Raw genomic sequence first — 26,267 nt, 5'->3', positions numbered from 1 at the left:
GTATCGTCAGTTCGAGGCGGCTAGCCGCCCTGGACGCTCGACGTCGCATGGACCCGGCCGGTATCGCTGTCGGCGGCAATCGTCAGGGAACTGCCACCAGCCTTGCCACCGGAAGCGGGAATAAACCATGTGGCTTTCGATCCGCCAAGAACATAGCCGACTAGCCCGTTGTGCTTGGCGATCGCCGTGCCGCCGCTGAGCAGCTGAAGGTTGGCGATGCGAATCCGCTTGCCGCCCGTATTGGTGACGTTGACTTCGTAGCCTCCCCGCATACGGCGGATCGACCAGGCCGGCTTAGGGGGAGAAATGGCCCCGGGAGAGAAAAACACTGGAATCGAGTGGCGAACCACCAGGCTCACTGTGCCGGTCTGTCGTTGGACACCCTGCGGCAACTCGTCGACGATCACCCGATAGCGTTCCTCTGCGAGGATTGCCACTTTAGACGTCCTAACGACACGAATCATGTTCTCGGCGCCCCCGCGCAACTGCGTCATGGGCGGGCTGACGACCACGTCCCGCGTGGGCGTATAGACGTCCTGGCCGTTAATCTGGCTCCAGCGGAAAATGCGAACCTGCACGTTGATGACGCGTTGCGCATCGTTCCAGATCCTTAAGGTGCTAGCGGAGGCTGGCGCGCTTAGGTCGACAAGGACCGGAGAGACACGCAGCGATGCGCCATTGGCGCCGGCGATCGGCAGTCCGGCCAGAAGTGCTGCTACGAGAAGAAAGGCACGCATGCTTGGTCCCCCTCTCAATAGGTCAAGGTTGCGGTGACAGTGTCGTCGTATAGGCCAGCGCCTGGTGTATCTTGTGGGGGTACCCTGCCGTAAACGGTAAATGTCTGCTGACCGCCGGTACCTGTGCCGGGGACCGTATTTGCGTCCGGCGTATCGCCCCAGAGGATCGTTCGCTGGGCATCGGAGTACAAAGAATAAGAGATGGTGCCGCCAGGGCCTTCCATCAGCCGCACCGCCGTTGTGCCACCGGTCGTCGCACCGGCATTAAGGCTGATGTCATACGGTACGCCGTCGGTGCATTGGACCGCGATGGCACTGGTGGCATCAATTGCTGCGTCGATGACGCCATTTGTGCCAAAGTTCATGTTAGTAGCCGAGTTGATTTGGCATTCGGCCTGGATAGTGATCTGGACGTTGAAGTTGGCGGTGGAGGTCTGTGAAAGGCCAGGCGTCGGCATCATAGTTACGGCGACAGCCAGCGCCGACAGCGGCTTTTTGAGTGGCGGCATTTCTGATCCTTCCTGCTGCTCTTTGAGCTGTTTCTCGCTGACGATGAAGACGAGCACACCAGCTCGCTTACAATCAGTGATTTGTATATTTGAATACTCTCATATATGATCTTAATCAAAAGTTAACGGCATTTCCGGGCTTAGAGCAGAACTGGAGTTAGACCCGCATCCGAGATTGTCTCAAACCCTCTATCTCCCGGCATCGCCGTGCCAGCGGCAGCCATCATGGATGCGAGTTCAAGCCTAGCGGATTAGCTTTCTTTGGTTTTCCTGGTGGTTTGAAGCTTGAGCTTTGGCCGCAGATAGACGTCGCTCGTACACTGGCCTGCCGCTTAAGCCTCCTAGCTCGACGGTGTTCACGATCGGGCTTATTGGCTCGACCAAGGAAAGGTCAATGTGGTTGTAAATGCCACAGAGCGAGCGGGAGCCGAGATTGTGAAAGCGCAGGCCTCTAAGTTTACGGAAGATACGCTGGCTACTTCCGTGATCCAGACGGACATCTACGGGATGTCGTTTGGAACGCTTACTTGCTTTCTGCGACGCACTGAACCTTCGAATATTATTCCGCGGTACGAGATAGCATGACAGATCGCGTGGGTATTCGTTTATCGGATACGACGTGCACGCATCGTCGGCCTCGGCTATGCGGCTTTGGCCTCCGTGGCCTACTGCAGTCGGAATTTTGACTAACGCAGCCGCCAATCACTATGCTTCTCGAAGAATTTTGCCGCCGTGCCGTCTGTTCCTTCGCCGGAAGGTCTGCCATCGTGGCAAACGAGTTCGAGAACATACCCCGCGGTCGAACTTCCTGGACCGATTTCCAAAGCTATAGTGCTCCGGCTAAGAGGCTCGCCGACTGAGGGCGTGAACCGCACCGGGTTTGCCGGAGGCCATTTCGTTTAAGTTATGCAGCCATAGCTGGTTCGTCCAGCATGGCGTAATACCGCTCTTCAGCTTCGGCTGGCGGTATGTTCCCGATGGGCTCCAAAAGCCGTCGATGGTTGAACCAGTCGACCCATTCCAAGGTGGCGAATTCTACCGTCTCGAAGCTCCTCCATGGTCCACGCCGATGGATGACCTCGGCCTTGTAGAGACCGTTGATCGTTTCTGCGAGGGCGTTATCGTAGCTGTCACCGACACTCCCGACGGACGGCTCGATGCCTGCCTCTGCCAGGCGTTCGGAATACCTGATCGAAACGTATTGAACACCGCGATCCGAATGATGCACAAGGCCGCCGCCATGCGCAGGACGCCGATCATGAAGTGCCTGCTCCAGCGCATCGAGGACGAAGCTTGCATGTGCTGTCCGGCTCGCCCGCCAGCCGACGATGCGACGAGCAAAGACGTCGATGACAAAGGCCACGTAGACGAAACCCTGCCAAGTAGCGACATAGGTGAAATCCGAAACCCACAGCCTGTTTGGCGCAGGGGCTTTAAACTGGCGGTTCACCCGGTCAAGCGGGCTTGGAGCCGTCTTGTCCGAGAACGTCGTGCGGATCGGCTTTCCCCGAATAACACCTTGCAGGCTCATCGACCTCATAAGCCGAGCAACGGTGCAGCGGGCGGCGTCGAAGCCTTCACGCTTCAACTGCCGCCAGACTTTACGAACGCCATAGACCCGAAAGTTCTGCTCGAAGACGCGACGGATCTCGATCTTCAGGCTGATATCGCTGCGGGCGCGGACCGACAGGCGATCCACGTCCAGTCGTTTGGCGACATTCTCATGGTAGGTTGATGGGGCAATCGGCAGCAGCTTGCAGATCGGCTCGACCCCGAACACGCTACGGTGTTCGTCGATGAACGAGATCATCGCTTGAAGGGGCGGTCGAGCTCCGCCATGGCGAAATATGCAGAAGCTTTGCGCAAAATCTCGTTGGCCTGACGAAGCTCCCGGTTCTCCCGCTCAAGAGCCTTCATCTTCTCGGCCACATCGCTCGGCAGGCCTGCTCGTTTACCGCTGTCGACCTCGGACTTCTTCACCCATTCATGCAGCGTGGCTGGCGAGCAGCCGATCTTGGCCGCAATAGATGAAACGGCAGCCCAGCGGGATGGATGCTCGGCTTCGTGATCCAGCACCATACGAATGGCACGTTGACGGACTTCAGGTGAAAACTTGTTCGTTGTCTTGCTCATGATGACTCCACTTTCTCAGAAGTTGGAGCCTCCGGCAAACCCGGTGCGGTTCAGCGAGCCATTTACGGCGGATGCCTTTTTAAGCGCAGCCCTGCTCTTCCACTATAGCGTGAAACAAACCTCTACAGTCTATGACTTCTTCGATGGCTGAGTTAATTCGCTCAATCAGGCCGAGCGTAGCCGGTCTTTCTGGATTAACAAAGTCTCCAACGAACATGATCACGTTATCAACTGTCAACGGGGCACCAGCTATCGAGCATTTCAGTATGGCTTGGTTAGCGATAGCCGTCGCGCCGATTCTTTCAAACAGCGTAATGCTCTCTTCCTGCGTCAGTCCTGGTAGCAAGGCAATAAATCCTGTGTGGGGGATGATAGCTGTTAGCACTCTCTAACTAAATTTTAACAGGCGCAGCCGTTTACCATACCACTTATCGTTGCTCCATGGGTAAGCAAGCAGGTGAGGTATGCCTCCAACTCATAGCGCACGCGCATGCGAGAAATCATGCTAGCAACGCGCCGTCCGCCAACAGAGAAAGCAGAGGTGCAGGCATCAGCACTGGAATAAACCGCCCTAGCGCAACAGAACGCCTCTTCAAACGACGGAGGCTGAGACAGAGTTTAAGGCGATAGTCGGGCCGTGCGAATTAGGAAAGGCACTGATCGTAGGCGTTTGGATTCGCGGGCCAATAGGAATAACCTCCGTCGTGACCGTTGCATTATTGACGCAACTTGACTTGGACGGCTATACGTCAATCACACGATACAGTTGCGGTGCTCGCTGGATGGACGAGTAAGAGGAAATGGCTCAGAGGTTATGAGCCACTTCAAGGAGCATAAAGTTCGCTCCAGCCTATGCAGCTTTGGAGTGTTCTTTCGATGGCATGAAAATCGTGTGCAAGGTTGTGAGAACCTGAGCGACAGCGTCAGATTGACAAGAGTAATAAATCGTCTGAGCGTCCCTGCGTGCAGTTACGATTTTTAGATCCCGCATTTTCTTGAGATGTTGCGACAAGGCTGATTGACTCAGCCCGACTTCTTTAGCCAGGGATGAAACGTCCCATTCCCGTGCAACAATCAAATTGAAGACCCGGAGCCGAGCGCCGTTTGCCATAACCGAAAGGAGATCAGCTGCTTGTTCGAATTCAAGTGCGGGTAATTTAGTCAATGGCTTTCCGTTCAACCTGTGTGCGCCGCACAAACTACCACAAAAGCAAAGATGCTGCACCACGGTAATTGTTAATTCTATAAAGTCTGCAGATATCGTTATTTCAGTTAGATTAGCAAGGGGTTACATTTAATAAAACAAACGAAGCTCCTCGGTTCGAAGCTCGTTTTGATGTCATTGCTGCACTGCGTTAGGCCGCGTTATTTTTTCAGCGGAACTCAATGAAAGGCTCCTCCAGATGCGGCAAACTGAACTCAGCGCCGGGTCCCTTAGCGACATCGGAGACCAATCAGACCGCTATCATCGCTGTCTCTGCTGAATGTAATCGATGGCCGCCTGTGCTATGGGCTGCTTGCTATCGTTGAGCCGCGATCGAAACACGAGGGACTGATGAGCCGAGGCAAAATGAACACTGGGGGGCCGCACCCTGTCGATATTCACGTGGGCCGGCGCGTCAGGATGCGACGAAACGAGGTAGGAATGTCACAGTCAAACCTCGCAGAGGGGTTAGCAATTACATTCCAGCAAGTACAGAAATATGAGCGAGGGACGAACCGCATAAGCACGTCGAAGCTCTACGAGATAGCGATCGCTCTAGGGACGCCAATAACTTACTTCTTCGAGGATCTGGATCTCAGCGACGAGTTGGCTGGAGAATCCATAGCGAACCTCGAACGTCAACAGTCTTACAGATCGAGCAAAGAGGGATACGACGTCATCGATGCAATGAGTAAGCTTCCGCGTTCAACGAGGTCGAAGATCCTATCGCTCCTACTCGTACTTCAACCTGGACAAGACGGGGACGACAGCGGCGGCACCAAGGCGTAACGCTCGACATGTTTCAGATGCGCAGCGCCAATTATACGCCACAAGCGAACGTAGTCAGTGGACGTGCTTCGAGTACGCTTAGTGAGTTGTCGTAGGCATTCGAAACGGACTAGCGTTTCGCTTGTCAAAGAGGTGAACAGTGGATTGGCGACATACCTAGTTCTCTCGTTGATTGCAGGCATCTTTACATCTGTTGCTGCGGTAAAGATCCACAGGCGTCTCGCGCGGGGTCGTCTAGGCAAGTTTGCATTTTTCGAGCACATCTTGTTGCCCGCAGTGCTACTCTCAATGGCAGCGTTTTTTTCAGCCTCAGCCTATTTGTTGAAACAGATGGGGTAAATACAGCGCCCGGCTCGCGCCGCGTATTTGGCCTAACTTACACACCTGAAGCTTACCGTGTTATCGTCGTTCGTGATCGCCTCGGTGACTTTCTCATCCATGCAGAGCGTATCACACCATTTCGGACGGCAAACCAGTATTATACCCGGCCTTGAAGCGAAGCGCTATTGGGTCGTTTCGGTAGTTCGACAGTAGCTCCGAAAACCCTTGTTCCAAGCCCTGAAACGCTTGGGTTCATACTTTAACGTATAGGGGCACTCAGCTTCGTTCAGGCCCTGGATTGCGGCAGCGCGGCCTTGGTCAAACGCTATGCCAACGCTTCCGGGGAGGAGCTGATCAGCACTCAGGATCACCTGTTTGTCGAGATGCCACGAAAATTCCGAGCGGAATTCGTAATCGTTATCACTCATTCTCAGCCTTTCGCCTTCCCCAGCGGAATCTTATTCTAACATTCAGCGAAAATGATATGAGAGTCCGAGGTCGTAAGTGATGGAACTGTACGTTTCCGCACAAAGAGGACTCGAGACCCAACACATTTTTACCTGTCCCTTTGTCGTCCTTTCGAAAGCAACGCGGAGGGCGATGATGAGCGATAAGCATCGACGGAAGGAGGTCTTTCATTCAGTGCGCGCAAGGCGGAAGCCCTGGGTCTCAAATTCGAAGACGACCAATCGTATCTCAGCGCTGTCGAACGATGGGTCGATGGAAAATTCAGCGCGGCGGACCTTAGGGAGCGTCGGCTCGATAAGCGAAAAATGGAACGCCGCATAAGGTACTTCGCCCGACACTGCTTGCGGTCGGATTCGTAGCTGTGAAAGCCAATCTTTATGAAACAATCGTACCTGACGTTCAGTAGAGTTTTGTTTCAGATCAACAACCCGACAAACCCTACAACGTGTACGACAATGATCAACAACAACGCGACGTACATGGCCCACATGGAAATCTCCTAACCAACATCGGCTGTTTACACGAAATTGAGCTCGAATATATTACATATTCCTAATGTAGTTAATCGCAGCTGGAACCTTGCGCAACTTTACAGAGCATCGACTTCATCGTCAGCGATGTCCAGCATTGCCATGCTTTCGACAACTCCCGTTACCCGATCGAATGTAATGGCTTCTATTCGGCAATGACCAGCTTGCGATCCGAAGAGCCTCGCATGGTGCCTTTAGTTAACGCTTCATAAGGATATCGACAAACGGTTCGATCGTGTCCGAACCGCGTAGGAGATCAGCCACTGACGCACTTCTACATGGAAAGCAGCTTCCTCATTAATGGGGGCGCACCTGAAGAGAACACCGTTTGCGACAATAGTGTCGTAGGCGAGGCTAAAAACTTTACCGTCAAAGTTGCGGGCGATCTTCGTTTCATTGTTAACGGTTTTCGTGCGGATCTCGCCGGTAAAGATAAGCCATCGGGATATTTAGAAGGCCTACAAGCTGCCGCTTGTGACTAGAACGATCGGGAATTTCGGCAGTATCGCAAACCGGGATGGATCGGCACCAAGTGCCGGGGACCGCCAGTACACTAAGAGACGAAGCCCTGAATGCACAACCTAACCCTACAATGTTGAGGAACAGTGGTATTATAGAGCGCCCCAAAAGCTTTTGTGACCGAATTAACGAAGTCCGACTAATCTGTGTGTGACTTATCGCTTATTGAGGCGCTACGTGCGGAATGACAGATAAACGACTCATATGGCTGGTAGCGTCTTTGGGGGTTTCCAGCCATCGAAGCATGTACACCTTAGCAACTGAAATCGAAGGTAGTGATAGGTCGTCACCTGAGCTTAAAGCTGCTGCGAACGATGTTCTCCAATCGCTTGAGCGCGTCATAGACCTGGCGGTTGCGTCGTCGCGAGTATTGGGAAAAGCTTCACGAAAATTCGATAAGCTTGTTCTTGTGCTGGAGCGACAGGACAGCGTTGCGCGTCTCGAAGGTCTCGTTGACCAAGTTTTCGTAGAAATGTAAAATTGCTTGAAGGTACTAATCAGTAGACTGGATACCCAATGGGGTAGGGCCGTGGTGCGTTGCCCTGGTGGAGTCGGACGGCTTTGGCCTTGCGACCGATGTCGCCGGTAGCGCCGCCGTCCAAGGACGGAACGCGGACGGCTGCGACTGGTTCCTGTAGACGCGATCGACCCATTCACGCAACTGAAAGGCGAAGGCGGCATAATCACTTCAGATCTCTTGGAGTGTGAGAATGCGTTTTCTGAAGGTAACAGCGTGGATATGGCTTGGCCTTCTCTTTGCCGGTTTTGGTCTTGCTGCTTTCGGGCTTGAAAAACTTCCGATAATGGCTGGGTTGATTGTCGGCTGTGGTGTTGGTCAGTTGTTCGTTGCCAAGGCTATCACTGCCGATCCCGGCTATGCGGTCAAGGCTAACCTGATTGCGTTAGTGCCAGCCATAATCATCGTATTTGGGACGGTGCTATTATACGTATGACGTCTACGCTATGTCTCAGAAGGTATCTAAGCGAAGCAACAGTCTAAAGGGGCCTTATCGTCGTAACTTGCTAGTTGTTCGCAATTTGCCCATTTAGCAGGATTACGTGAATTCGGCAGCGAGTTTCGGCGGGACCACGCGCCGGGCCATTACTTGCTCCATGTGAAAACCATTCTGCCTCAATAGCACCATGAAAGCGGTGGTACCACTTGCTTGCTTGTATAGTAGATTGTGCTAATATTTGCGCGTTGCCGGCAGACACCCCCTCTTTTCGGTGACAATAGGGAGCGTGGTGAGCGCCTTCCTGTACCGAGGCAGCAGTCCCTTCGTTTGGTTTCAACCAACGCTTGCTGCCTCGCGGAGGGAGGCCAAAGCCGTGGCCTCCCTCCTTTTGGCTACCGGTATTCGAGGTAGAGGATCTTTTCTCTACCTTCCTGCGCTAAAATATTAGATGCCTCTTAACTATGAGTTGACATGCAAGAGCTGCGCGTCTGGGTGATCCGCACCGGGTTTGCTGCAGGCCATTTTTGTTTATGTTATGCAGCCATGGCTGGTGCGTCCAGCTTAGCGTAACTCTCCTCTTCAAGATCCTTCTTCTTCTCGGCGAGATCGCTCGGCAGGCATGCTCGTTTACCACTGTCGACCTCGGTCCTCTTGTCCCATCCCTGCAGGGTGGCTAGTGAGCAGCCAATCTTGGCAGCGATAGATGAAACGGCAGCCCAGCGTGATGGATGCTCGGCCTCGGGGTCCAGCACCATACGTATGGCACGGCTACGGACTTCAGGTGAAAACTTGTTCGTGGTCTTGCCAGCCGCGGCTCGAAGCTCAATCCGAGCGACCTCGGCTACTCAGCTGGTTGCAAGGGCGACAGCGCGGATGACGAGAAAAGCTGTCGCCACGGTTGTCGGGGCCGAATAGTCATCGCTTCGCGGAACCTCCCGATATTGCAACGACTTGGCAAGATCAATTCCTCGACGACATCCGCAGCGGTCCCCAGATGCCTTGTCATACCCAGTCGCCTTCAACATAACCCCGCCTCAACCCTCGAACAGCTGGTTGTCATTCTCAATTTTGTGATTGGTCAAACCTCATGTAATTGATAAAGTGTCAGCACCATGTAATTGATAAAGTGTCAGCACTAGCGTGGAGGCTTCATAAGTGAGATCTCTACTATTGGCGGTTTTGCTGCTTGCAACTCCTGCATTCTCCAACGCCCAAACGTCCGACATTCATGAAGTGGCTAAAAGAAGCGATCATACAAGCGTAGATCGTAGTCTTGCTCGTTATCCAGACTTCGCAGCATGTCGAGACCCAAGTTCACCTTGGAAGAATGATCTTCGGTGGCGAGACCTATATCGCCAGCCTGACCTTTGGGTGTGCTTCTATCATTTAGCGGCGGCCCTTAAAACTGAAGATGAGCTTCGTCTATGGGGTGCCCAGTTTGGCCTGGAGCTGACTGCCAGTACTCGCCGTCAATTCGAACCACGATCTCGCCATACCGGATTTGTGTGTATCCGCCGAGATCCCAACTGCCCGCTACCGTGGCCAGAAATCAGCCCCGCTTGGGATGTGCTTATGCCCGTTCACTCGGTGACGTTCAGTGTCCTCTCTCTAGAAAATGGGACTATTGATCAGATATTCGTTTCGTTCAAACGTAAGTGAGAGGTGAAAAATGGCAGACATACGATTGGCAGGAAATCACATTTTGTGGGTCTTGGGCATAGCGTCGCTATGTAGCTGTTCTTGGACCCACCGATAAGATCGCCCTCCCAATGACCGGGAACTGCGCGGTCTTCGACAGACGCAGGTCTTTCGCTTATGGAAACCGCATCAGTTATCTGGCCCAACCCACTTCGCTTCATGGTGGCGTGACAGGAACGGCGGATGGTACGGCTTGCCCTAAGGTGTTCTAGCAGCTTCTTTTCCAGCACCCCGCGCGTCTGAATGTACAGGCTGCGATAGATCGTTTCGTGCGACACCTGTCTGAGTGGCTCTCCTGGGCAAGTGCGTTTGAGCCAGCCAGCTATCTGCTCCGGCGACCACTTCCGCTGCAGCTTGGCGGATACTGTGCGGGCCGGCGACGCATAGCAAGCCAGCTTGCACGGCTTAGGACGCAAGGACCGATCCCAGGCTGCTTGATCGGGAAGTGCTGCCCGATAGCAATCAAGCCCGCCGTTGCGACAGACTTCACGGCTGATCGTAGAAGGCGATCGACTAATGCGCAGGCGACAGATCGTAAGGAGCATCCGGTAATCAGCCCCCGGAAGATTTCCTAACGCTCATGCAGGCTGAGTGCCTTCCGCGCTCATCGCCGCTCGGCTGGACGTATGCCACCGGTGGGCGGAGTCACGGAAAATACGGACGAAGAGCCTCGATCAAGAAGGCGTCCGATCGATTTCATTGACTCGCCAGCCTGCCATCGGTCCCAAATCTCCGATCGCTGTGCAGCAGAAATATGCATGCGTGGTCTGCGCTTCATATCACACTCCTCTTTGCCAAAAGAATAGTGTGTTGCGTTCTCCCCATGCCCACCGCCGAAAGCGTCTCTCGCTGTGCGCTTACCGCGTTCGTCTCATTTCTATTCGATGACTGCAGGTCTTGCTTCGCGCGTAATGCGCTGCCATCTGCTCTAGCCGTCCACGTCCATGGACAGCGTGAGGTCTTTTCGAGCTTCGAGTTCGACAAGCCGTGCTTCCAGTGCTGATCGAATGCCGCTATAGGCGGTGGATCCCATGGCTAGCCTCAGCGGCGGGAGCTCGTCATTTGCGCAAGCCAGCATAGCGTCGGCCATCTTTGCCGCATCGCCGGTAAGAGCGAAATCACCGCTGGCGAGGGCGCGGCGAACATCCCCGACCGCTGTTGCATCGTAGACGCCAAGCTCGGGCGCTCGCACTAGACCCGCGCCGAAATTGGTTCCTGTTGGGCCAGGCTCGAAGATGGTGAAGGTGATGCCGAAGTTCGTGACTTCCTTGGCGACCGTCTCCACGAAGCCTTCGATACCCCACTTCGTTGCGTGGTAGAGCGAGAAGTTCGGGTAGGTGACCTGCCCGCCTTCGGACGAGACTTGCAGCACACGCCCGCCGCCCTGCGCGCGGAGATGAGGAAGTGCTGCGCGGATGACCTGGATGGACCCGAGAAGATTGGTATCGATTTGATGGCGGATCTGCTCGTCGTTCAACTCCTCCGCGGCGCCGAACAGCCCGTATCCCGCATTGTTGACGACGACGTCGATGCGGCCGAGCTCATCAAAGGCGCGATCCACTGTCTGACGGATGGCGTCTCCGTCGGTCAGATCGAGCGAATCCATCCATAGGCTGTCGCCGTAGCGTGTCTTGAGATCGTCCAGCGCATCCATGCGCCGTAGCGTGGCAGCGACGCGATCGCCGCGAGCCAGTAGTTTTTCGGTAAGCAGCCGACCGAAGCCGGAGGATGTGCCGGTGATGAACCAGGTGCTAGTCATGATCTGTCCTCTCGAGAAACGGAGCGGGTGCCCCGGTTGTTGCAGGGAAACATAAGCCGGACTAAGAGAGATGATAATCCGACTAATCCCGCATAGGCTGGTGAAAATTTCCCATGAATAGACCTGCTCTCGGAGATCTCGATGCCTTCATGGCAATTGTTGCGCATCGCAGCTTCCGCAAAGCGGCGGATGAGCTTGGACTTGCCCCTTCGACCCTGAGCCACCTGATGCGGACAATGGAGAAAAAGATGGGCGTCCGGCTTCTTCACCGAACGACCCGCAGCGTCGCGCCGACGGAGGCGGGCGAACGATTGGCGGCTCGACTTGGCCCTGCGCTTAAGGACGTGGATGCCGCACTAGAAGCAGTGGATACGTTTCGCAGCGGTCCCAGAGGAAGCTTGCGCATCAACTCCAACATCTCCGCGTCGCGCCTGCTCCTGAAGTCAATCGTTCCGACCTACCTCGCCCGCTATCCAGAGATGACTGTTGATCTGGTGAGCGAAGGACGGTTGATCGACATCGTCGCGGAGGGTTTCGACGCGGGCGTGCGACTGCGAGAAGCGGTGCCACAGGACATGATCGCCGTTCCGTTCGGAGGAGCCGCGCAGTTCGTGGCGGTGGTATCTCCTGCCTATGTGAATAAGGAAGGTCGCCCGCAGGTGCCGGACGACCTTGCGAAACATAGATGCATCAGGTTGCGACTGCCGAGCGGCAAGCTTTATCGATGGGAGTTCGAGAAGAACGGGGAAGAAATGGCTGTCGAGGTGCCGGGCTCCCTGATCCTAGACAACATCGACTTGATGGTAGAGGTTGCGGCTGCTGGGCTCGGTATCGCCTATGTGCCACGGCTGGCGGCGGACGACTTCCTAGAGAGCGGGCGACTTCTGTTGGTTTTAGACGACTGGTGCCCGAAAATCGACGGTCTCTGCCTCTACTATTCCGGTCATCGTCATGTGCCTGCCGGTCTGCGGGCATTCATCGATCTGATCCACGAAGACAGTTTGTAGACGGCAAGGGAGTTGCGTTAGATCTTCACCAATCGATCGTCGTTCTCCGCGAGCCAGGTCTGCGGTTGGAAGAGGTGTCGTAGCGGGTTCTAAAATCGACATCCTCAACGTGGACGGGGTTGAACACCTAAAATAGTGAAGATGAAGCTGGCTGAAAAGCGCTCTATCGGGAGCGGTTCGGAAGGCGAATGCGAGAGAAGGGCAACCGATCCAAGGCCCCGACCGCCTGGTTTGCCACAGCACTAATAGCGGTCCTAGATCGTAGCACCGAATGATGTCATACTGCACCTTTGACGCGAGCTGGCTGCGATTTGAGAGGCACTATGACAACAGACTCAGCGAAGGGTCCTGCTTCCTACTTTCCGTCTATCGAAGCCAAATATGGGCGCCCGATTTCTGAGTGGAAAAGCCTCATTCGTAGTCAGAGCGGGAAGAAGCACATGGAGCTGGTTGCTTGGCTCAAGCAAGAGCACGGCTTGGGCCACGGTCACGCCAATGCCCTTGTCGCAGACACCCTTCGCGAGTGACCGTCTGAAAGTTCGTATGCCGTTTGAAGACTTTGCGGCGTCAGTGCCCTTGAACCGGAGATGAACCAGCGACGCCCTGTCCGGATAGACTAGGCGCTTGCTATCTAAACCGGAATCATGGTGCTCGAGATCCTTCCGTGGCCACTTGGCCTAACGGAGTAACGAGCGGGATGGATCCGGGTCGAGTGGCCGCCCTGGAGCGGCCGGTGCAGGTGATCAAACCGCAACAACGGTGCGGCCGTCATAGTCGGCGGTCCATTGCAGCGATGGCCGCTCGCGGCAACGCTCAATCCATGCCTTGACCACGTCGCTGTCCGGCGTCGCTGCAGGGTACCAGGCAAAGGGCGAATGCAGCAGCAGATCGACGGCTGTGTATCGCTCTCCCATCAGATAGGGCCTATTCTTGAGTGCGGTTTCGAGGCGTGCCGCAAGTTCCGCAGGGCTGCGGAAGGTAGCATCCACAAAAGGATGGGAGACCCCGGCTGCCTGCAAGATCAACACAGGTTCGACCACGCCGGCATACCACGCGAGCCAGCTGAGATACCGACCACGCTGCGGATCGCCGGGAGCAGGCGCCATCTTCTTTTGCGGGAAAAGATCCGTCAGGTACTGAATGATCGCGATGCTCTCCCAGATGAAGACGCCGTCATGCTCGAGCAGCGGCACCTTGCCTTCCGGATGCGGGTTCTTCGAATCTCTGCGGCCGCTGCCATCACTGCGGGTGATATCGACGATCTCGATCGCGACCTTGTCGATGGCGTCTAGTTCGCGAAGGAGGGTGATGATACGCGTCGAGCGCGAGCGGGGGGCGTGAAAGAGCGTCAGCATAGTCTGGATCCTTGGTTGCGTTTTGGCAATGCAGATCTTATACACTCCGCCAACTGCCAATTTCCGGCAGTAGGCTTCATTTATCGTCCAAAGTCATGGCTCGTAGTGATCGTCTGTTTCGCCTGCTCCAGGCGCTTCGCAATCTCCCCTCCCCGGTCACGGCCGCGCGCCTTGCACAGGAGACTGGCGTGTCGTTGCGTTCGCTCTACAGGGACATCGAGAGCCTGCGCGCCGCGGGCGCCGTCATCGATGGCGAGCGCGGCTTCGGCTACAGGCTGACGGAAGACATCGCCTTGCCGCCACAGACGTTCACACGGCTTGAAATCGAAGCCCTGGTGCTCGGCCTCGCTGAGGTGCGCCATATGGGTGAACCTGCTCTCGCGGCCGCCGCACGTGCCGTGCTTTCGAAGGTCACAGCAACGCTGCCCGACCGACTACAACGCCAGGCACTGCATGCCGCCTCCCAGGTCTATCACTTCGAGCGCCGCGATCCGCCGGTCGTCGATGTCGGCGTTCTGCGCGAGGCTTGCTGGCAAGAACGCGGGGTGGTGATAAGTTATGTGGACGCGGAGCAGCAACGGACCGACCGGCAAGTGCTGCCGCTGGCGATCGTCTATCTGGAGAGGACGCTGGTGTTGCTTGCCTGGTGTTGCCTGCGCCAGGATTTCCGCAAGTTCCGCGTCGACCGCATCGCCGGCATCCAGATGACGGAGGAGAGCTTTCGTCCGCGCCGGGTTCAGATGCTCAGGAACTTCGTTGCCATTCTGAACGCCGGTGTGTCCGAAACATCAAGGATGATCTTGAGCAGCCAGTAAGCAAAATGACGACGCGGCCGGTATGTCTAGGACCGCGTTCGGACTGCTTTCGTAGATGCACCAGATGTCCGAACGGCGGCGTTGAGGCGCAATGCTGTCACTGCAAGTGGGCGGCATGGTTTCGAGCAAAAATGCTAGCCGCGCCTTCGCCTTGAAGGGACTCGAACTGCCGACCCCGTCGTTCAGCAGGTTATATTTGCATCAAATCCTCTAATCCGGCCAACTACTTGCTCTCTGGAACGCCGATAAGGGGTGACTCGCGAGGGGCTGCGCCAAATGGTTCTGGCGCTGCGCCGTAAGTGGTCTCCAGGCGCAAGCAACAGCAGCAAGGTGCGCTGAGCGGCACGAACCCAGTGAGTAGTGCGCGCCCTTCCCAAAAATCGAACCATTTCGCGGTTCCATTGCATCAGCAGACTCGTTGTAATCCTTGCTCGTCAACCATTTGTTTGCGACACATATGTAGAACGGTTGGGCCTTACTTGGTAGCCTGCCGAGTCAAGCAGTAAATAGGAATATGAGGATCACGATGAGCACTCTCTCTGACGAACAAAAGCTCCAGATCCAACAGTCGCGAGGCACCTCCGCGTCTACCCGGAGAGCAGTATCCCCCGGCCTCGAAGAAATCCTTTACGAAGCGTTTCCCGTCCTCGACCACGGCTTCGTCCGCGTTGTCGACTATATGGGCGACGATAGTGCCGTGGTCCAGGCGGCGCGCGTATCCTATGGGCGCGGAACACGCCAAGTGAGCGAAGATCGCGGCTTAATCAACTATCTGCTGCGCCATTGGCATACGACACCCTTTGAAATGGCCGAGATAAAATTACATGTGAAGATGCCGATCTTCGTTGCTCGTCAATGGATCCGGCACCGCATGGCCAACGTCAATGAGTATTCTGCCCGCTACTCCATCCTCGACCGTGAGTTCTACATACCGGAACCGGCCCAGCTCGCCGCTCAATCGGTCCAGAACCGTCAGGGCCGTGGTGAAGTTGTCGGCACCGACGAGGCCAAGCGTATTCTCGATCTCCTGACCGAGGACTCGCAACGGTCTTACGATCATTATCTCGACATGTTGAACCACGACGAGACCGGAAAACCTATTGATGAGGGTAGACAGGGATTGGCGCGCGAACTAGCGCGAATGAACCTATCGCTGAACTTCTATACGCAATGGTACTGGAAGATCGACCTCCATAATCTGATGAATTTCCTACGATTGCGGGCCGACAAACATGCTCAGTATGAGATCAGGGTCTATGCGGATGTCATTCTCGAAATCCTGCAAAAATGGGTTCCACTGACCTTCGACGCTTTCCGCGAGCACCGCCTCGAAGCGGCGAGTTTCTCAGGCGAAGCTGTCAAGGCACTGCGCAGAATGTTGGCTGGCGAGACGCTCGAACAGTCCGACACCGCAATGTCGAAGCGCGAGTGGGACGAGTTCCAAGCCGTCTTGGCTAATCAGTAAGTCCGTCGATATGGCAAACGGAGCTGATACACGCGATCGTCTCGGCCTAAGCGCGGGATACGAGAAACTTGAGGCGGTGCTTGATCTCGTCAATGAACGCGGAAGCAGGCTAACGGTGCCAAATAAGTGGGGGTTCGAGGCAAGGCCGGGCGGCTCCGTCAGCAGCGCGCAGCTCGCGATGACATGGTCCCGCCGCAATGAGCCCTCGGCCACGCTCCAACTCAGTAGTGATGTCCCTCCCGAACACGCCGCGGAAACCTTGCTTGACCGTACCTACGGGCTCATCGCCGCGGCTTTCGCCGACCGCATCATCGGACGCGACGGCGAGCGTGACGTCACGGGCGGAATGCTGCGATTGGTCAGTCAGCGGTTGGACGAACTCTATGGCGGCAGCTTTGGTCAAATAATCCATGGGCAATCGCTCCCGTTAATCTCGGTGGATCACTTGGAGCGAGACGGCCCAAATCCGTTTCTTTATCATCCAAGGACAGGCGAGGTGCGGAGCGACTTCACCGGTCTTGTACAGCAAGCGTTGGCGAGGCTGATCGCTCGGAAGCGACTGAACAAGGACGGTATCGATACCGAGCTTCTGGCCACCTTGTTTCGGGAACTCTTTTCGAACACGCATCTCCACGCTCGAACTGACCTTGACGGAGCGCTCTACCGACGCTCGGCGCGCGGCATCGTATTTGCCCTAAGACCCGTTGATATTCCTATTGAAGCGTTCTCCGGAGGGCTCCCGACACTCCGCGAATACATCGAAAGTATGGAGCGGCATGCCGCAAGGCCCCGGGTGGAGTTTTTGGAGGTGTCGGTCTTCGACAGTGGTCCCGGGCTTGCCGCACGGGCCTACGGCAGTCCAGTACCCGAGCAGATGTCGATTGCTCAGGAATACGGCCTCGTTCATCAATGCTTTTTAAAGAGTATCACGTCAGTTCCAAACTCAGCCCATGGATGGGGGCTTCCCCGCGTAATGTTGGGTTTAAAATCGGCCGGCGGTTTCATGAGATTGAGGACCGGCAGATTGTCCCTCTGCAAATGGTTTCCGCCCAAAATAACGCAGCCGCGGGTGCTCGACGAGGACCTGGCGTTCCTCGATGTCGATGGAGGAACGCCAAAACAGCACGCCCACGTCGTCGGCGCGGTCTTTACTATCCTCATTCCAATTGGGCTGGGTAACTAATGAGCTCCTTCTACCATTTTCATTGGTCTCGTGAGGAACACGCTGACTGCCTCGTGCTGGTGACAACTCTCGCAAGCTTTCGAGAGCAGGACGTGATCGAGGTCGTTGACAAGGACATTCTGAGTGGAAATCCCTATCCTGAAGCCCTGATCATAATCGCTCCGGCAGATCTAGCGAAAAGCATGGCGAAGGCCCTGAAGGCGATGATCCAAGCCCGAGATCTCATACGATTGCCGGCCGATACCGCTATTGTCGTGGCTTCATTCGATGACCAAGGGAAAGTGACCGCACCCGCGTCCTCGGTTTTGCAAGGGATTATGAAGCTTACCGCTAGCGACTTCAAAGAGATCATTCATTCCGGTACGCATCACCTTGTTTCGTCGCGTGGGGCCGTGTTGGTCGCACCTCATGCCCATCATTTCATTCATCCACGTCGCAAACACTCGCGCGCGTTCTTCAGGGCCGCGAATGCACTGATACAGGGCGAAGAAATCGGTTTTCTTGCCTTGGCTTTGCTACCTTACCTTACTGTACACACCGAGAAGGTTTGGATCGACTCATCCTCCATCGCATCTCTCGTGTACGCGGCCTACGCGTTGAAAAGCCGCCTATCGCAAGACGCGACCTCCAGCATCCAGATTCAGAGCTTTCTGTCATACGAGGGCCTCGACCAGCTCTGGATTCAGGACCATACGAAGGAGTTGATACTAATATCTGCAACCGCTAGCGGATCTCTTCCCGAGCTCGTTGCGGGACGGACCAAGCTTCCAGCTCAACGCATTATCACGCTTTTCTCGACGGCAAGGAGTTTCTCGGGAACGGTCGTTTTCGACGCGCGTGAAACGACAACAAGACTTGAGCCGCTGATGCTGGAGACCTTCGACGATACCACATGCCCCTGGTGCCAAGACGGCTCCAGGCTGATCACTTTTGTCGGCGACCAGTTCCTGAGGGACGCCGCTACCATCACCCCTTACACGCTCGTGGAGGCGGCAGCGACGTCAGCTTTCAAGGCAGTAATGAAGAAGTATCGCGGGCAGAACGCGTTCAGCCTGCGACTGGACAGGGAACACACGGGTCATGGTCTTTTTGTAGACCTGGGGCACACATTGCTGGCTCCAGGAAACCGGTCGGCCATCAGCAAACTCGTTCAGCGCAACGTTCCGGCCTCTACATCACACATCCTGCCAACGGCAGGTGAGGACAGCAAACTACTGGCCGCAATTGTCGCGGACGAAGTCCAGGCCCTCGGTCTTAAGAGGCCCGTTGTCTTGGATACTTCAAAGCCCGATGATGCGACGCGAGACCAGAAGGGCGTGGTTATCGTCGCAGCCACCGTGAGCTCCGGCCAATCGTTTCAAGACGCAAGTCGAGACCTTCGCACCCCTTTCAGAAATTTGCCACGAACATACCTAGCCGGCTTGAGCAAGCACAGCGCGGCGGAACATCAAGTGAGTTTGCTGAAGGACCTCGAACACAACAACAAAGAGTACAAGCATACCTTTTGCGCGGTCGATGCGATGACCCTGCCTCACCAAAACCGCTACCTAGCTTGGAAGCGAGAGCTGGAATTCTGGACGAAAGTGCAGCTTGATCAGTCACAGAATAAGGCCGACGCTGACGTACTCGAGTTTGCGGAGCGCCGACGGGGCACCCTGTCCAAAACCATTGTCGAAGACGATTTCTTCCTTCCCAACACCGGTGGCCAATCGCTTGAGTTGAGGCCGAGCTTCGCCTTCTGGGATCCTGGTTATGAAACTGAAAAGATACGGCAAGGCGACGTGTTCACCACTATTGCCGGAATCCTCGAAAACCGTCGGACCCCCTCCAAGACCGGGCAGGCAGCGCCTCTCTCGCAATCGCCGTTCCACCTAACCGTTTTATCGAGCGAAAACTTCGCGCGCTTCAACGACGGCATAATCCAGGCCAGCCTATTACGGGCAGCGTTTCCGCACGAGTTAAGTTACGCCGACCCCCAAATGGCCAGCCACAGCGCCAAGATTGGCCATTTGGTACTGAAAATGCTGGAGCGTCACGCAGAAAACCAAGGTGAGGCAGTTCTCGAATTCCTGATGGCGCTGGCGACACGGCGAATGACATTGGCGACTATCGACTTGAAGCGCGTCGCCTCTTATCCAAAGGAACTGCCGGAGCTTCTTTCTACCATTCTCCCCTACGTTCTTTCACCAAACCCGTATGGCGTCGACGATGTGGCAACCCCGAAACCCGCCTAATTGCCCTAGTTTGTGACTGAACTTCCAGCGCTGTGAGGAGACCAGCGCCTCTTGAAAAAGATCGCAATGTCGGACTGCACGACCGCAACGGGAGCGCAAAGCCGCAGCTTTACGCTTCTAGCGTTTAAAAAGATTCGAACCATTGCCCCTAGCTTGGCCATCTCGATACAAGCCGCCAAATCTCTGATAATTCAGACCTTCTGGTTAAGTCGGCTCACCAAGCGCGCACGTTCATCTTAGGAAGGGTTGGATCTCTCTCATTCGATCGCCTCCAATATTCCTTGCATGTTAAGACGCCTTTCTCGGTAAGCTGGATGACGTCTTCATTCCCGTCCACGGATGCTAGCAAAGCCAATTTAATCAATGGATTTATCCCGCCAGCGGAAAAGCTACGCGGGTCTTCCCGGTCCGCCTTGGTCTCCTCAACCCATCGAATACCCTTGGGAGTGAGCAACCGTAGCAGCCTAACCGATATCGTATCCGGTCTGTTTTCCCCGTAGCCAAGACGGAAACTGATTTCAGATAGCGTGTCGCGAGCCCGAGGCGGGATTTCAATCCAATCGACAAACGCATCGGTCGTTTTAAAATACGGCTCCTCGCTTAATCCCAATTCCTGACCCAGCTGGAATGCATCCACCATCGCCCGTTCTATTGCGCCAATTGTGTTCTGCGACGTTCCGTGCTTGAGAGCCATACGGTCAACGCTGATAATCTGACGAGCGACCTCTTTAAACTCTGCTCGTAATCGAGCGCTGATTTTCTTTTGAGCCACGGTTGCGATTCCTCCTGGAATTGAATTAGCTCGGGGAGCAGATTGCTCAGGTTAAAGTTGATCGGTCAGGGCGCATTTACACGCACAAAATTCCGCCATGACCACCCTCTGAAGATTTTGGCATCGGGCTTTGAACGATAGCCGCGTCGTCGCCAAGGGCGGAGGATGCTGTAATACGATCACTGCTACAATGCGGACAATCTTCACGGGTGGATCGACGAAGCGCGTAACCTGAAAAAGGATCCTTGAGTGCAGCCGGATGCGTATGACCCACAATCATAGATGCAGGAACATTTTCCAAGAGGCTTATCGAGAAGTCGATCTTTGGTGTCCAGCCTGTCGGATTGATCGTCGTGCGGGTCCATTCCTGAAGAAGCCTTTCTGCAATCGCCTTTCGGAACACAGTCCTCATTTGTTCAAATGGAATATGAACTTTCAAAATCGTTGAGACGCCAATCTCTCGCAGCGCAGGACGCGCTCTGGTGTCGAACACGCATAAAATCCACTCAGAACCATAAAGCGCATAGTGCCCAATACGATCAAGCTGGGTACGATCATCCGCGCAAAGCCAGATACGCCCCACGTCGCGGTCGCGCGCATCGAACTCGGCAATCATACTTTCGACTGTATCCGAAAAGCGGTGCAAAGAAGGTTCGTCCCGAACCATGCGTCGAATTTCCGCTTCCAGTTTTTCCGGATCGTTGATCCGCAATCCTTCACGATGAAACACGCCTGCGTCGTGAACGCGGCAACCGTGATACGTTTCAAGCGTCGCAGATCCGAGATCCTCTGCAAGTTTCTCTACGACTTCCTCGATAGGATCCGTCAATGCGCCGTCCAGCCGCTCCATCCATTCGGGGTCGTCCCAGAATAGATCGAGCGACTTGCGCTGCTTGAGCCTGAGTTTTCGGCGCGGAGCAACCCTTGGCATGAGCCACGAGGAAAGCGGCTCATGCCAAGTCGTTGGATCCTTCCAAACAATCAGACGATTATGCCAAGGATTGCCGACGATCGGTGTATTGAATGGTATCGGCCTTTGCGCGGGTTGAACTGTCCGGTCCATATCTACGCTGGAGCCCCATGATCTTGCATTGGCTTATACAGAGCAGAGAAGAATGCATCAGCAAGCTCGGGCACGAGCTCAATGGGAAGTCCCTTAACAGATCCGACCATGCTCTTACCTTCAAATAGCGCCTTGCTTGGCAGCTTCCGCGCTACGGCTTGAAAGGTACCAAACATGCCACGGACAAGATCAGCGCCCTGATCTCCCTGAACGTGTGCTTCGTGAGCAGGATCGACCGAAACGCAGTCCCACTGTAGCTCAGCATATTTTCTCCTGCGCACGACATAAATGTAGGGAATATCCCGTAGCTTGCACTGGTCAAACCAGAAATTCTGCATCTTCGTGTCATTCGCCTCAATGTCGATCCACGTGCGGTCGGGCAAATTTCTGAAACCGTCGTCATCGAAAAGGACCGCATTTCTGTCAGCGGATAGCCAAGCTGTCGAAGTCTTATGACAAACCTATCCTGATTGAAATCGGCCAGGAAGGGCCTGAGTTCTGGCACACTGCGGGTTTCGCAAGCAAGGCAGCCTGCGTTGCGAAGCCGAGACCGTACGCGAGTGCCTCAGTAATATGCGCTGACCGGACCGCTTGTGCCAAGCATGCCCGCTTGGCAATGACCTTCAGAACGTCAAGATTGTCTTCGGAAAGCAGTACGGGAGTCATGGTGGTTTCCTCACTGGACCGCCTGCCGCCAATTACAAGGCGACCCCAAGGAACGCTTCACCATGATTGATTTTTTTCCAATTTGACCTGGCACAAGTCGGGAAGGAATCACCTTTTGGGAGCGTACGTCGGACCCAAGGGTCGCTCAAGCGAGATTCCTATTCCTATCCGCCCTGAAGTTGCTCGGAATAGGGAGCGCATTCGGGCCGATTCAAAGTTCGGAAATCTCGATTGAAATGCGCCTTTTTCGGTTCAAACGCCCAAATGGATGATTCGGCCTCGTCATTTCTGTTGCCAAATCGGGCGCTCTTACATATGAATCTTATAAGAACAGATTTTTATGTCAGGCACGTGGTATGGAACACTTCCCAGCGATACAAAGCGTCATTCGAGCGGCACTGACCGGCGATCGAGATGCGCTGGACAAACAGATCCTCCGGTTGCGTGACCGCCTCGAAAAGGCCGGTCAGGTGAAAGAGGCTGCCACGATTGATCGGTTGCGCGCTTCGGCCCAGGAGGCACATGATCTGGCTCCCAGCCGGGTCGAGGTGTCCCGCGCTCAGATTGTCGGAGAGGTTCTAGCGCAGGGCATAAACCCACCGATCGACAAAGAAACCGGCGCAAAACTGTGCTCGATCGACTTCCCCGCCAGCTCAAACGAGTCTCCTGTCTATGGCGACGCGGTTAGAGAGACAATCGAAGAACTTCTCAAGGAGTGGAGCAGCATTGCGGCACTGAAATCCGTGGGCGTTGAGCCTACACGGTCGTTGTTGATCTACGGCCCTCCGGGTTCTGGAAAAACCCTAACCGCGCATCACATCGCAGCGCGGCTGGGGCTGCCGCTGATAACGGCGCGCATAGACGGGCTGATTTCCTCGTTTCTCGGAACAACTGCCCGCAATATTGCCAATCTTTTCGATTTCGCGAACAGATATGCGTGCGTTCTTTTGCTTGACGAATTCGACGCGCTGGCAAAACTCCGCGATGACCCTCAGGAGATTGGTGAGATAAAGCGCGTGGTCAATACGCTGCTGCAAAACCTCGATCTGCGTCGCGGGCACGGTATCACGATTGCGATCACAAACCATGACAGGCTTTTGGATCCTGCCGTGTGGCGTCGGTTCGAGACCCAGATCCAAATAGGGGAACCCGCAGGGCAAGCGCGCGAATTTTTGATCAGCCGGTTTCTTCGCCCTATCGAGGCTCCCACTGGCACTCTTCGAGTGTTCTCTTACTGTTTAGCCGGCAGATCTGGCTCCGACATTGAGCGCGTATGTACAGCAGTAAAGCGCACAATCGCAGTGAGTGGGGCCGAGCATGACGGACCTGCGCTTTTCCATGCGCTCAGCACCGTTTTAGGTCGTACACCACATCATGATCATCTACCCGCGCGGATTCTCGCCGCCGACCAGGAAGCCTTCGTGAGCTTGATCGCAAATGACAGCGAATTTCCGATGAAGCAGACAGAAATCGGCGAGGCGACAGGCTACGGACAATCTCGGGTTAGCGACCTCAAGAAAACAAAGCGCCACCTTGGCTTGATGGAGGGTGCCAATGCCTAATAATCCCGTCCAGATCATTTTGAATGACCGCGACTTCCATCAAGCTCCTGATCCGGGACAACCGCCGCGCAACAAAGATTTTTTCGAGGGGGCTGATCGGGAATTCGCTGCGCATAAAGCCACATTGCTGGCGTCGGTAGATCGGATCATTGAGCATCTTACAAAAAGCCCGAACGGGCCGGCGGCGTATTTGAAAGTACAAATGCGCAATGAGGCGCTGGCTAAATCCTACCGCCCGGTTCACTGGCTCTTCAAACACGATCAGTTTCCGTGCGTGGGAGCAGATGCGGTAGGAACGCTCTATTTCCGGGCGCCGTTAATTTACATGAGGGGTCTGCGTGACCGTATACAAGCTGCGGAACTGACCGTGGAGACGAAGTACCGGCAGTCAGACGGTGAAGCCTATAAGTCACCATCAGCTGCTCGGGCCGAGGTCGGAGCGGTAGAATCGCTTGAGGTCGCCTCTCCTGAACAGAAACGGTCGTTCTCCACTGCCGCTGCGATCGCAGCACTCGATGATCCGCGTGTCGTCTCCGGCTACCAGGTGGAGCTGTTTGAAACCCCTGTCGCGCGAGTGATCGCAGATGATCCGACCGGGCGGATCGCACTTCGGCGCTCGCTGGAGCAACTTCTTCTCTCATTGGGTCGCGGCGCTCGCAGCTATCTGGCATTCGAGCTTGGCCGCACACCGGTTCTCGAGGTTCAGTTGACTGTGGGCGGCGCAGAGGCATTGATCGACAGCCGTGCGAGTTTGGCGCGAACAGAGATCCCGCAAACCGCAGTTCCTGTTGTCGATCGCGACCCCGATCGCCACGAAGCGGTTCTGAACGCTCTTCAACAGCACCCTCTTGTCAGGGCCATCTTACCGCCCGTGCTGCTTGAACTCACGGACGACCAGACCCTTGTCGGCCTTTCCCAAGACACCGAAGCTCAGGCGTTGGTGATTCCGCAGCCGGAAGAGCGTTCGACATATCCGGTGGTGGGTGTGATTGATTCAGGCGTTTCAAACGTGTTGGATGATTGGATCATCGGCCGTTTCGACTATCTGTCACAGGGCGAATACGATTTGCTGCACGGGACGAATGTCGCTGGCCTGATTTCCGTCGGTCAGCTCGTCAACGGTCCGGCGGTCGTGGCAGAAGCCAATGGCTGTCATCTCTATGACATCCCGCTCTACCCGAATGGGCCGTTTATGGCGAAATATCCGAAAGGTTTCTCCGATTTTCTCGAGGAGATCGAGCAAGCGGTTGCCGAAGCGAAGGAACAGCACGGAGTTAGGATTTTCAACCTCTCGATCAATGCAGTGGCCGCCGTCGAACGTCATCGCTACAGCATTTATGCCTCACGCCTCGATCAGATCGCCGATACTTATGGTGTGATCTTTGTGAACTCGGCTGGTAATTTGCCGAAAGCGCAATCCCGCTCGGCATGGCCGAAGCGGCCGATTGATGTCGTAAACTATTTTGCAACCAGAACTTCCCCGGACACTATCAATAAACCTGCAGAAAGCGTCCGCTCGGTATCTGTCGGCGCTCTTAATCCACCGGGGACCGACCAGATCGTTGACGCACCAACAGTTTATACGACGCGTGGCCCAGGCTTGCAGGTTGGCGTCAAGCCTGATGTGGCGACATATGGTGGGGCTGGCGTTAGCCATCCGACAAAATCGACCGGTCTCTTTTCGGTCGGGGCAGATGGCAAGCAACAAAGCGTAGTTGGCACAAGCTTCGCCGCACCCCTTGTGGCCCGAACACTGGCTGGACTGGACGTGGCAACCGAAGGCGGTCTTTCTACAGAAGCGCTGCGTGCGATGATGTTTCACCATACGGCGATGCCTGAACCTCTAACGAAACGAGGCCTCAAGGATCTCGGCCGACAGTTTGCCGGATTTGGCAAGCCTGATCGAGTAAGCGAGATGCTCGAAACAGACGACCATCAGATCACGCTACTTTTTCAGAGCCGATTGAGTATCGGCGAACGCAAGCCGGTTATCCTTCGATTCCCGTTCGCCTGGCCGCAAAGCCTCGTCGATAATGGACGTTGTTCGGGACGCGCGCGTATCACGTTGGTTTACTCTCCGCCGCTCGATCCGGCGTTTGGAGCAGAATTTGTACGAGTCAACCTGGAGGCATCACTCAAGCAGCGGCAGCTTGAGCCGGCAAAGGATGGTAGCATCCGCCACACAAACCAGATCTCGGCCCGGTACATGCCGAAATCGACCAATCTTGCCATTCCTGAGAAAGCGCTGATTGATCACGGTCTGAAATGGTGGCCCGCGAAACAGTATGAAACGACTTTCAATGAAAATGGCGCCTCATCTCAGTGGCGACTGGAAGTAACCAGTCTCGTACGGGCAGAGGCGCAATTTCCTGCGGAAGGAGTACCTTTCGCCGTGCTGCTTACGTTGGAGGATCCGGACGGCAAGAAGCCGGTGTTTCAAGAAATGCGTCAAGCGCTGCAAGCTAGCAATGCCCGCGCGCATGATGTTCGGACGACAACACGACTACGTCCTCGGTAATGGT

The 26,267-nt window shown here is 55.3% G+C and carries 20 protein-coding genes, 1 pseudogene and 1 other annotated feature; of the genes and pseudogenes, 11 read left to right on the top strand and 10 right to left on the bottom strand.

Translation table 11 applies throughout. From position 1 onward, the window contains the following. Positions 1 to 20 precede the first annotated feature (20 nt). From J3A65_RS22555 to J3A65_RS22540, 4 genes are all read right to left on the bottom strand, one after another. Positions 21 to 737, bottom strand: a complete 717-nt coding sequence (locus tag J3A65_RS22555) for a molecular chaperone (RefSeq protein ID WP_209904003.1) — start codon at positions 735 to 737, stop codon at positions 21 to 23. A gap of 14 nt (positions 738 to 751) precedes the next feature. Continuing rightward, complete coding sequence (locus tag J3A65_RS22550; RefSeq protein ID WP_348635248.1) at positions 752 to 1,303, bottom strand: spore coat U domain-containing protein; 552 nt, start codon at positions 1,301 to 1,303, stop codon at positions 752 to 754. Between the two features lie 847 nt (positions 1,304 to 2,150). After that, positions 2,151 to 3,379 (bottom strand): IS3 family transposase gene (locus J3A65_RS22545; protein WP_209901184.1). Its coding sequence is split into 2 segments (ribosomal slippage): positions 2,151 to 3,085 and positions 3,085 to 3,379, totalling 1,230 coding nucleotides; the frame shifts between segments, so codons are not numbered across the junction. Further along, positions 2,982 to 3,098, bottom strand: a sequence feature (AL1L pseudoknot). (Overlaps the previous gene by 117 nt.) 850 nt (positions 3,380 to 4,229) lie before the next feature. Then, positions 4,230 to 4,604 carry a metalloregulator ArsR/SmtB family transcription factor gene (locus J3A65_RS22540; protein ID WP_113166011.1) on the bottom strand — a complete coding sequence of 125 codons (375 nt, stop codon included), beginning with the start codon at positions 4,602 to 4,604 and terminating at the stop codon, positions 4,230 to 4,232. 330 nt (positions 4,605 to 4,934) lie between these two features. Here J3A65_RS22540 and J3A65_RS22535 point away from each other — a divergent pair, with 330 nt between their 5' ends. The 3 genes from J3A65_RS22535 (at position 4,935) to J3A65_RS22525 (ending at position 8,163) form a co-directional block, all read left to right on the top strand. Further along, complete coding sequence (locus J3A65_RS22535; RefSeq protein WP_348635247.1) at positions 4,935 to 5,372, top strand: helix-turn-helix transcriptional regulator; 438 nt, start codon at positions 4,935 to 4,937, stop codon at positions 5,370 to 5,372. A 1,597-nt stretch (positions 5,373 to 6,969) separates the two neighbouring features. Beyond that, a complete protein-coding gene (locus J3A65_RS22530; RefSeq protein WP_209904001.1) occupies positions 6,970 to 7,173 on the top strand; it encodes a hypothetical protein in 204 nt (67 codons plus the stop codon). A gap of 747 nt (positions 7,174 to 7,920) precedes the next feature. Continuing rightward, positions 7,921 to 8,163 carry a hypothetical protein gene (locus tag J3A65_RS22525; protein WP_209903998.1) on the top strand — a complete coding sequence of 81 codons (243 nt, stop codon included), beginning with the start codon at positions 7,921 to 7,923 and terminating at the stop codon, positions 8,161 to 8,163. Between the two features lie 572 nt (positions 8,164 to 8,735). Here the strand turns inward: J3A65_RS22525 and J3A65_RS22520 are convergent. Continuing rightward, positions 8,736 to 8,921, bottom strand: a pseudogene (locus J3A65_RS22520) (IS3 family transposase); the annotation flags it as partial. Between the two features lie 1,871 nt (positions 8,922 to 10,792). Then, positions 10,793 to 11,623 carry an SDR family oxidoreductase gene (locus J3A65_RS22510; protein ID WP_209903994.1) on the bottom strand — a complete coding sequence of 277 codons (831 nt, stop codon included), beginning with the start codon at positions 11,621 to 11,623 and terminating at the stop codon, positions 10,793 to 10,795. A 113-nt stretch (positions 11,624 to 11,736) separates the two neighbouring features. Between J3A65_RS22510 and J3A65_RS22505 the strand changes: the two genes are divergently transcribed. Both J3A65_RS22505 and J3A65_RS22500 read left to right on the top strand, forming a co-directional pair. Next, positions 11,737 to 12,630, top strand: coding sequence for a LysR family transcriptional regulator (locus J3A65_RS22505; protein WP_209903991.1), 894 nt, complete (start codon positions 11,737 to 11,739; stop codon positions 12,628 to 12,630). A 323-nt stretch (positions 12,631 to 12,953) separates the two neighbouring features. Then, on the top strand, positions 12,954 to 13,157 hold the full coding sequence (locus J3A65_RS22500; protein WP_209903989.1) for a DUF4287 domain-containing protein: 204 nt from the start codon (positions 12,954 to 12,956) through the stop codon (positions 13,155 to 13,157). Positions 13,158 to 13,373: 216 nt separating this feature from the next. Here J3A65_RS22500 and J3A65_RS22495 read toward each other — a convergent pair whose 3' ends face one another. Continuing rightward, positions 13,374 to 13,985: a glutathione S-transferase family protein gene (locus tag J3A65_RS22495; protein WP_209903987.1), complete on the bottom strand. Its 612-nt coding sequence runs from the start codon at positions 13,983 to 13,985 to the stop codon at positions 13,374 to 13,376. Between the two features lie 95 nt (positions 13,986 to 14,080). Between J3A65_RS22495 and J3A65_RS22490 the strand changes: the two genes are divergently transcribed. The 4 genes from J3A65_RS22490 (at position 14,081) to J3A65_RS22475 (ending at position 19,682) form a co-directional block, all read left to right on the top strand. Next, positions 14,081 to 14,800, top strand: a complete 720-nt coding sequence (locus J3A65_RS22490; protein WP_209903984.1) for a YafY family protein — start codon at positions 14,081 to 14,083, stop codon at positions 14,798 to 14,800. 526 nt (positions 14,801 to 15,326) lie between these two features. Further along, a complete protein-coding gene (gene thyX, locus J3A65_RS22485) occupies positions 15,327 to 16,265 on the top strand; it encodes an FAD-dependent thymidylate synthase (RefSeq protein WP_209903982.1) in 939 nt (312 codons plus the stop codon). A gap of 76 nt (positions 16,266 to 16,341) precedes the next feature. Then, complete coding sequence (locus tag J3A65_RS22480; protein WP_348635246.1) at positions 16,342 to 17,448, top strand: hypothetical protein; 1,107 nt, start codon at positions 16,342 to 16,344, stop codon at positions 17,446 to 17,448. Beyond that, positions 17,448 to 19,682, top strand: coding sequence for a hypothetical protein (locus J3A65_RS22475; protein ID WP_209903977.1), 2,235 nt, complete (start codon positions 17,448 to 17,450; stop codon positions 19,680 to 19,682). The genes J3A65_RS22480 and J3A65_RS22475 overlap by 1 nt, the downstream gene beginning before the upstream one ends. A gap of 214 nt (positions 19,683 to 19,896) precedes the next feature. Here the strand turns inward: J3A65_RS22475 and J3A65_RS22470 are convergent, their stop codons facing one another. The 3 genes from J3A65_RS22470 to J3A65_RS22460 form a co-directional block, all read right to left on the bottom strand. Further along, positions 19,897 to 20,454 (bottom strand): hypothetical protein, encoded by a 558-nt coding sequence (locus J3A65_RS22470; RefSeq protein WP_209903975.1) that lies wholly within the window; start codon positions 20,452 to 20,454, stop codon positions 19,897 to 19,899. Between the two features lie 76 nt (positions 20,455 to 20,530). Continuing rightward, on the bottom strand, positions 20,531 to 21,517 hold the full coding sequence (locus tag J3A65_RS22465; protein WP_209903972.1) for a hypothetical protein: 987 nt from the start codon (positions 21,515 to 21,517) through the stop codon (positions 20,531 to 20,533). Positions 21,518 to 21,519: 2 nt separating this feature from the next. Continuing rightward, positions 21,520 to 21,855 (bottom strand): hypothetical protein, encoded by a 336-nt coding sequence (locus J3A65_RS22460; protein WP_209903970.1) that lies wholly within the window; start codon positions 21,853 to 21,855, stop codon positions 21,520 to 21,522. Positions 21,856 to 22,539: 684 nt separating this feature from the next. Here J3A65_RS22460 and J3A65_RS22455 point away from each other — a divergent pair. Together J3A65_RS22455 and J3A65_RS22450 are read left to right on the top strand one after the other, a co-directional pair. Continuing rightward, positions 22,540 to 23,745 carry an AAA family ATPase gene (locus tag J3A65_RS22455; RefSeq protein ID WP_209903968.1) on the top strand — a complete coding sequence of 402 codons (1,206 nt, stop codon included), beginning with the start codon at positions 22,540 to 22,542 and terminating at the stop codon, positions 23,743 to 23,745. After that, positions 23,738 to 26,263, top strand: a complete 2,526-nt coding sequence (locus J3A65_RS22450) for a S8 family peptidase (RefSeq protein ID WP_209903965.1) — start codon at positions 23,738 to 23,740, stop codon at positions 26,261 to 26,263. Before J3A65_RS22455 ends, J3A65_RS22450 begins: the two co-directional genes overlap by 8 nt. Positions 26,264 to 26,267 lie beyond the last annotated feature (4 nt).

The organism is Rhizobium sp. PvP014 (assembly GCF_017876855.1).
GTDB lineage: Bacteria > Pseudomonadota > Alphaproteobacteria > Rhizobiales > Rhizobiaceae > Neorhizobium > Neorhizobium soli.
The sequence above is the reverse complement of the archived record's forward strand: the minus strand, read 5'-3'. Positions and strand labels throughout refer to the sequence as shown.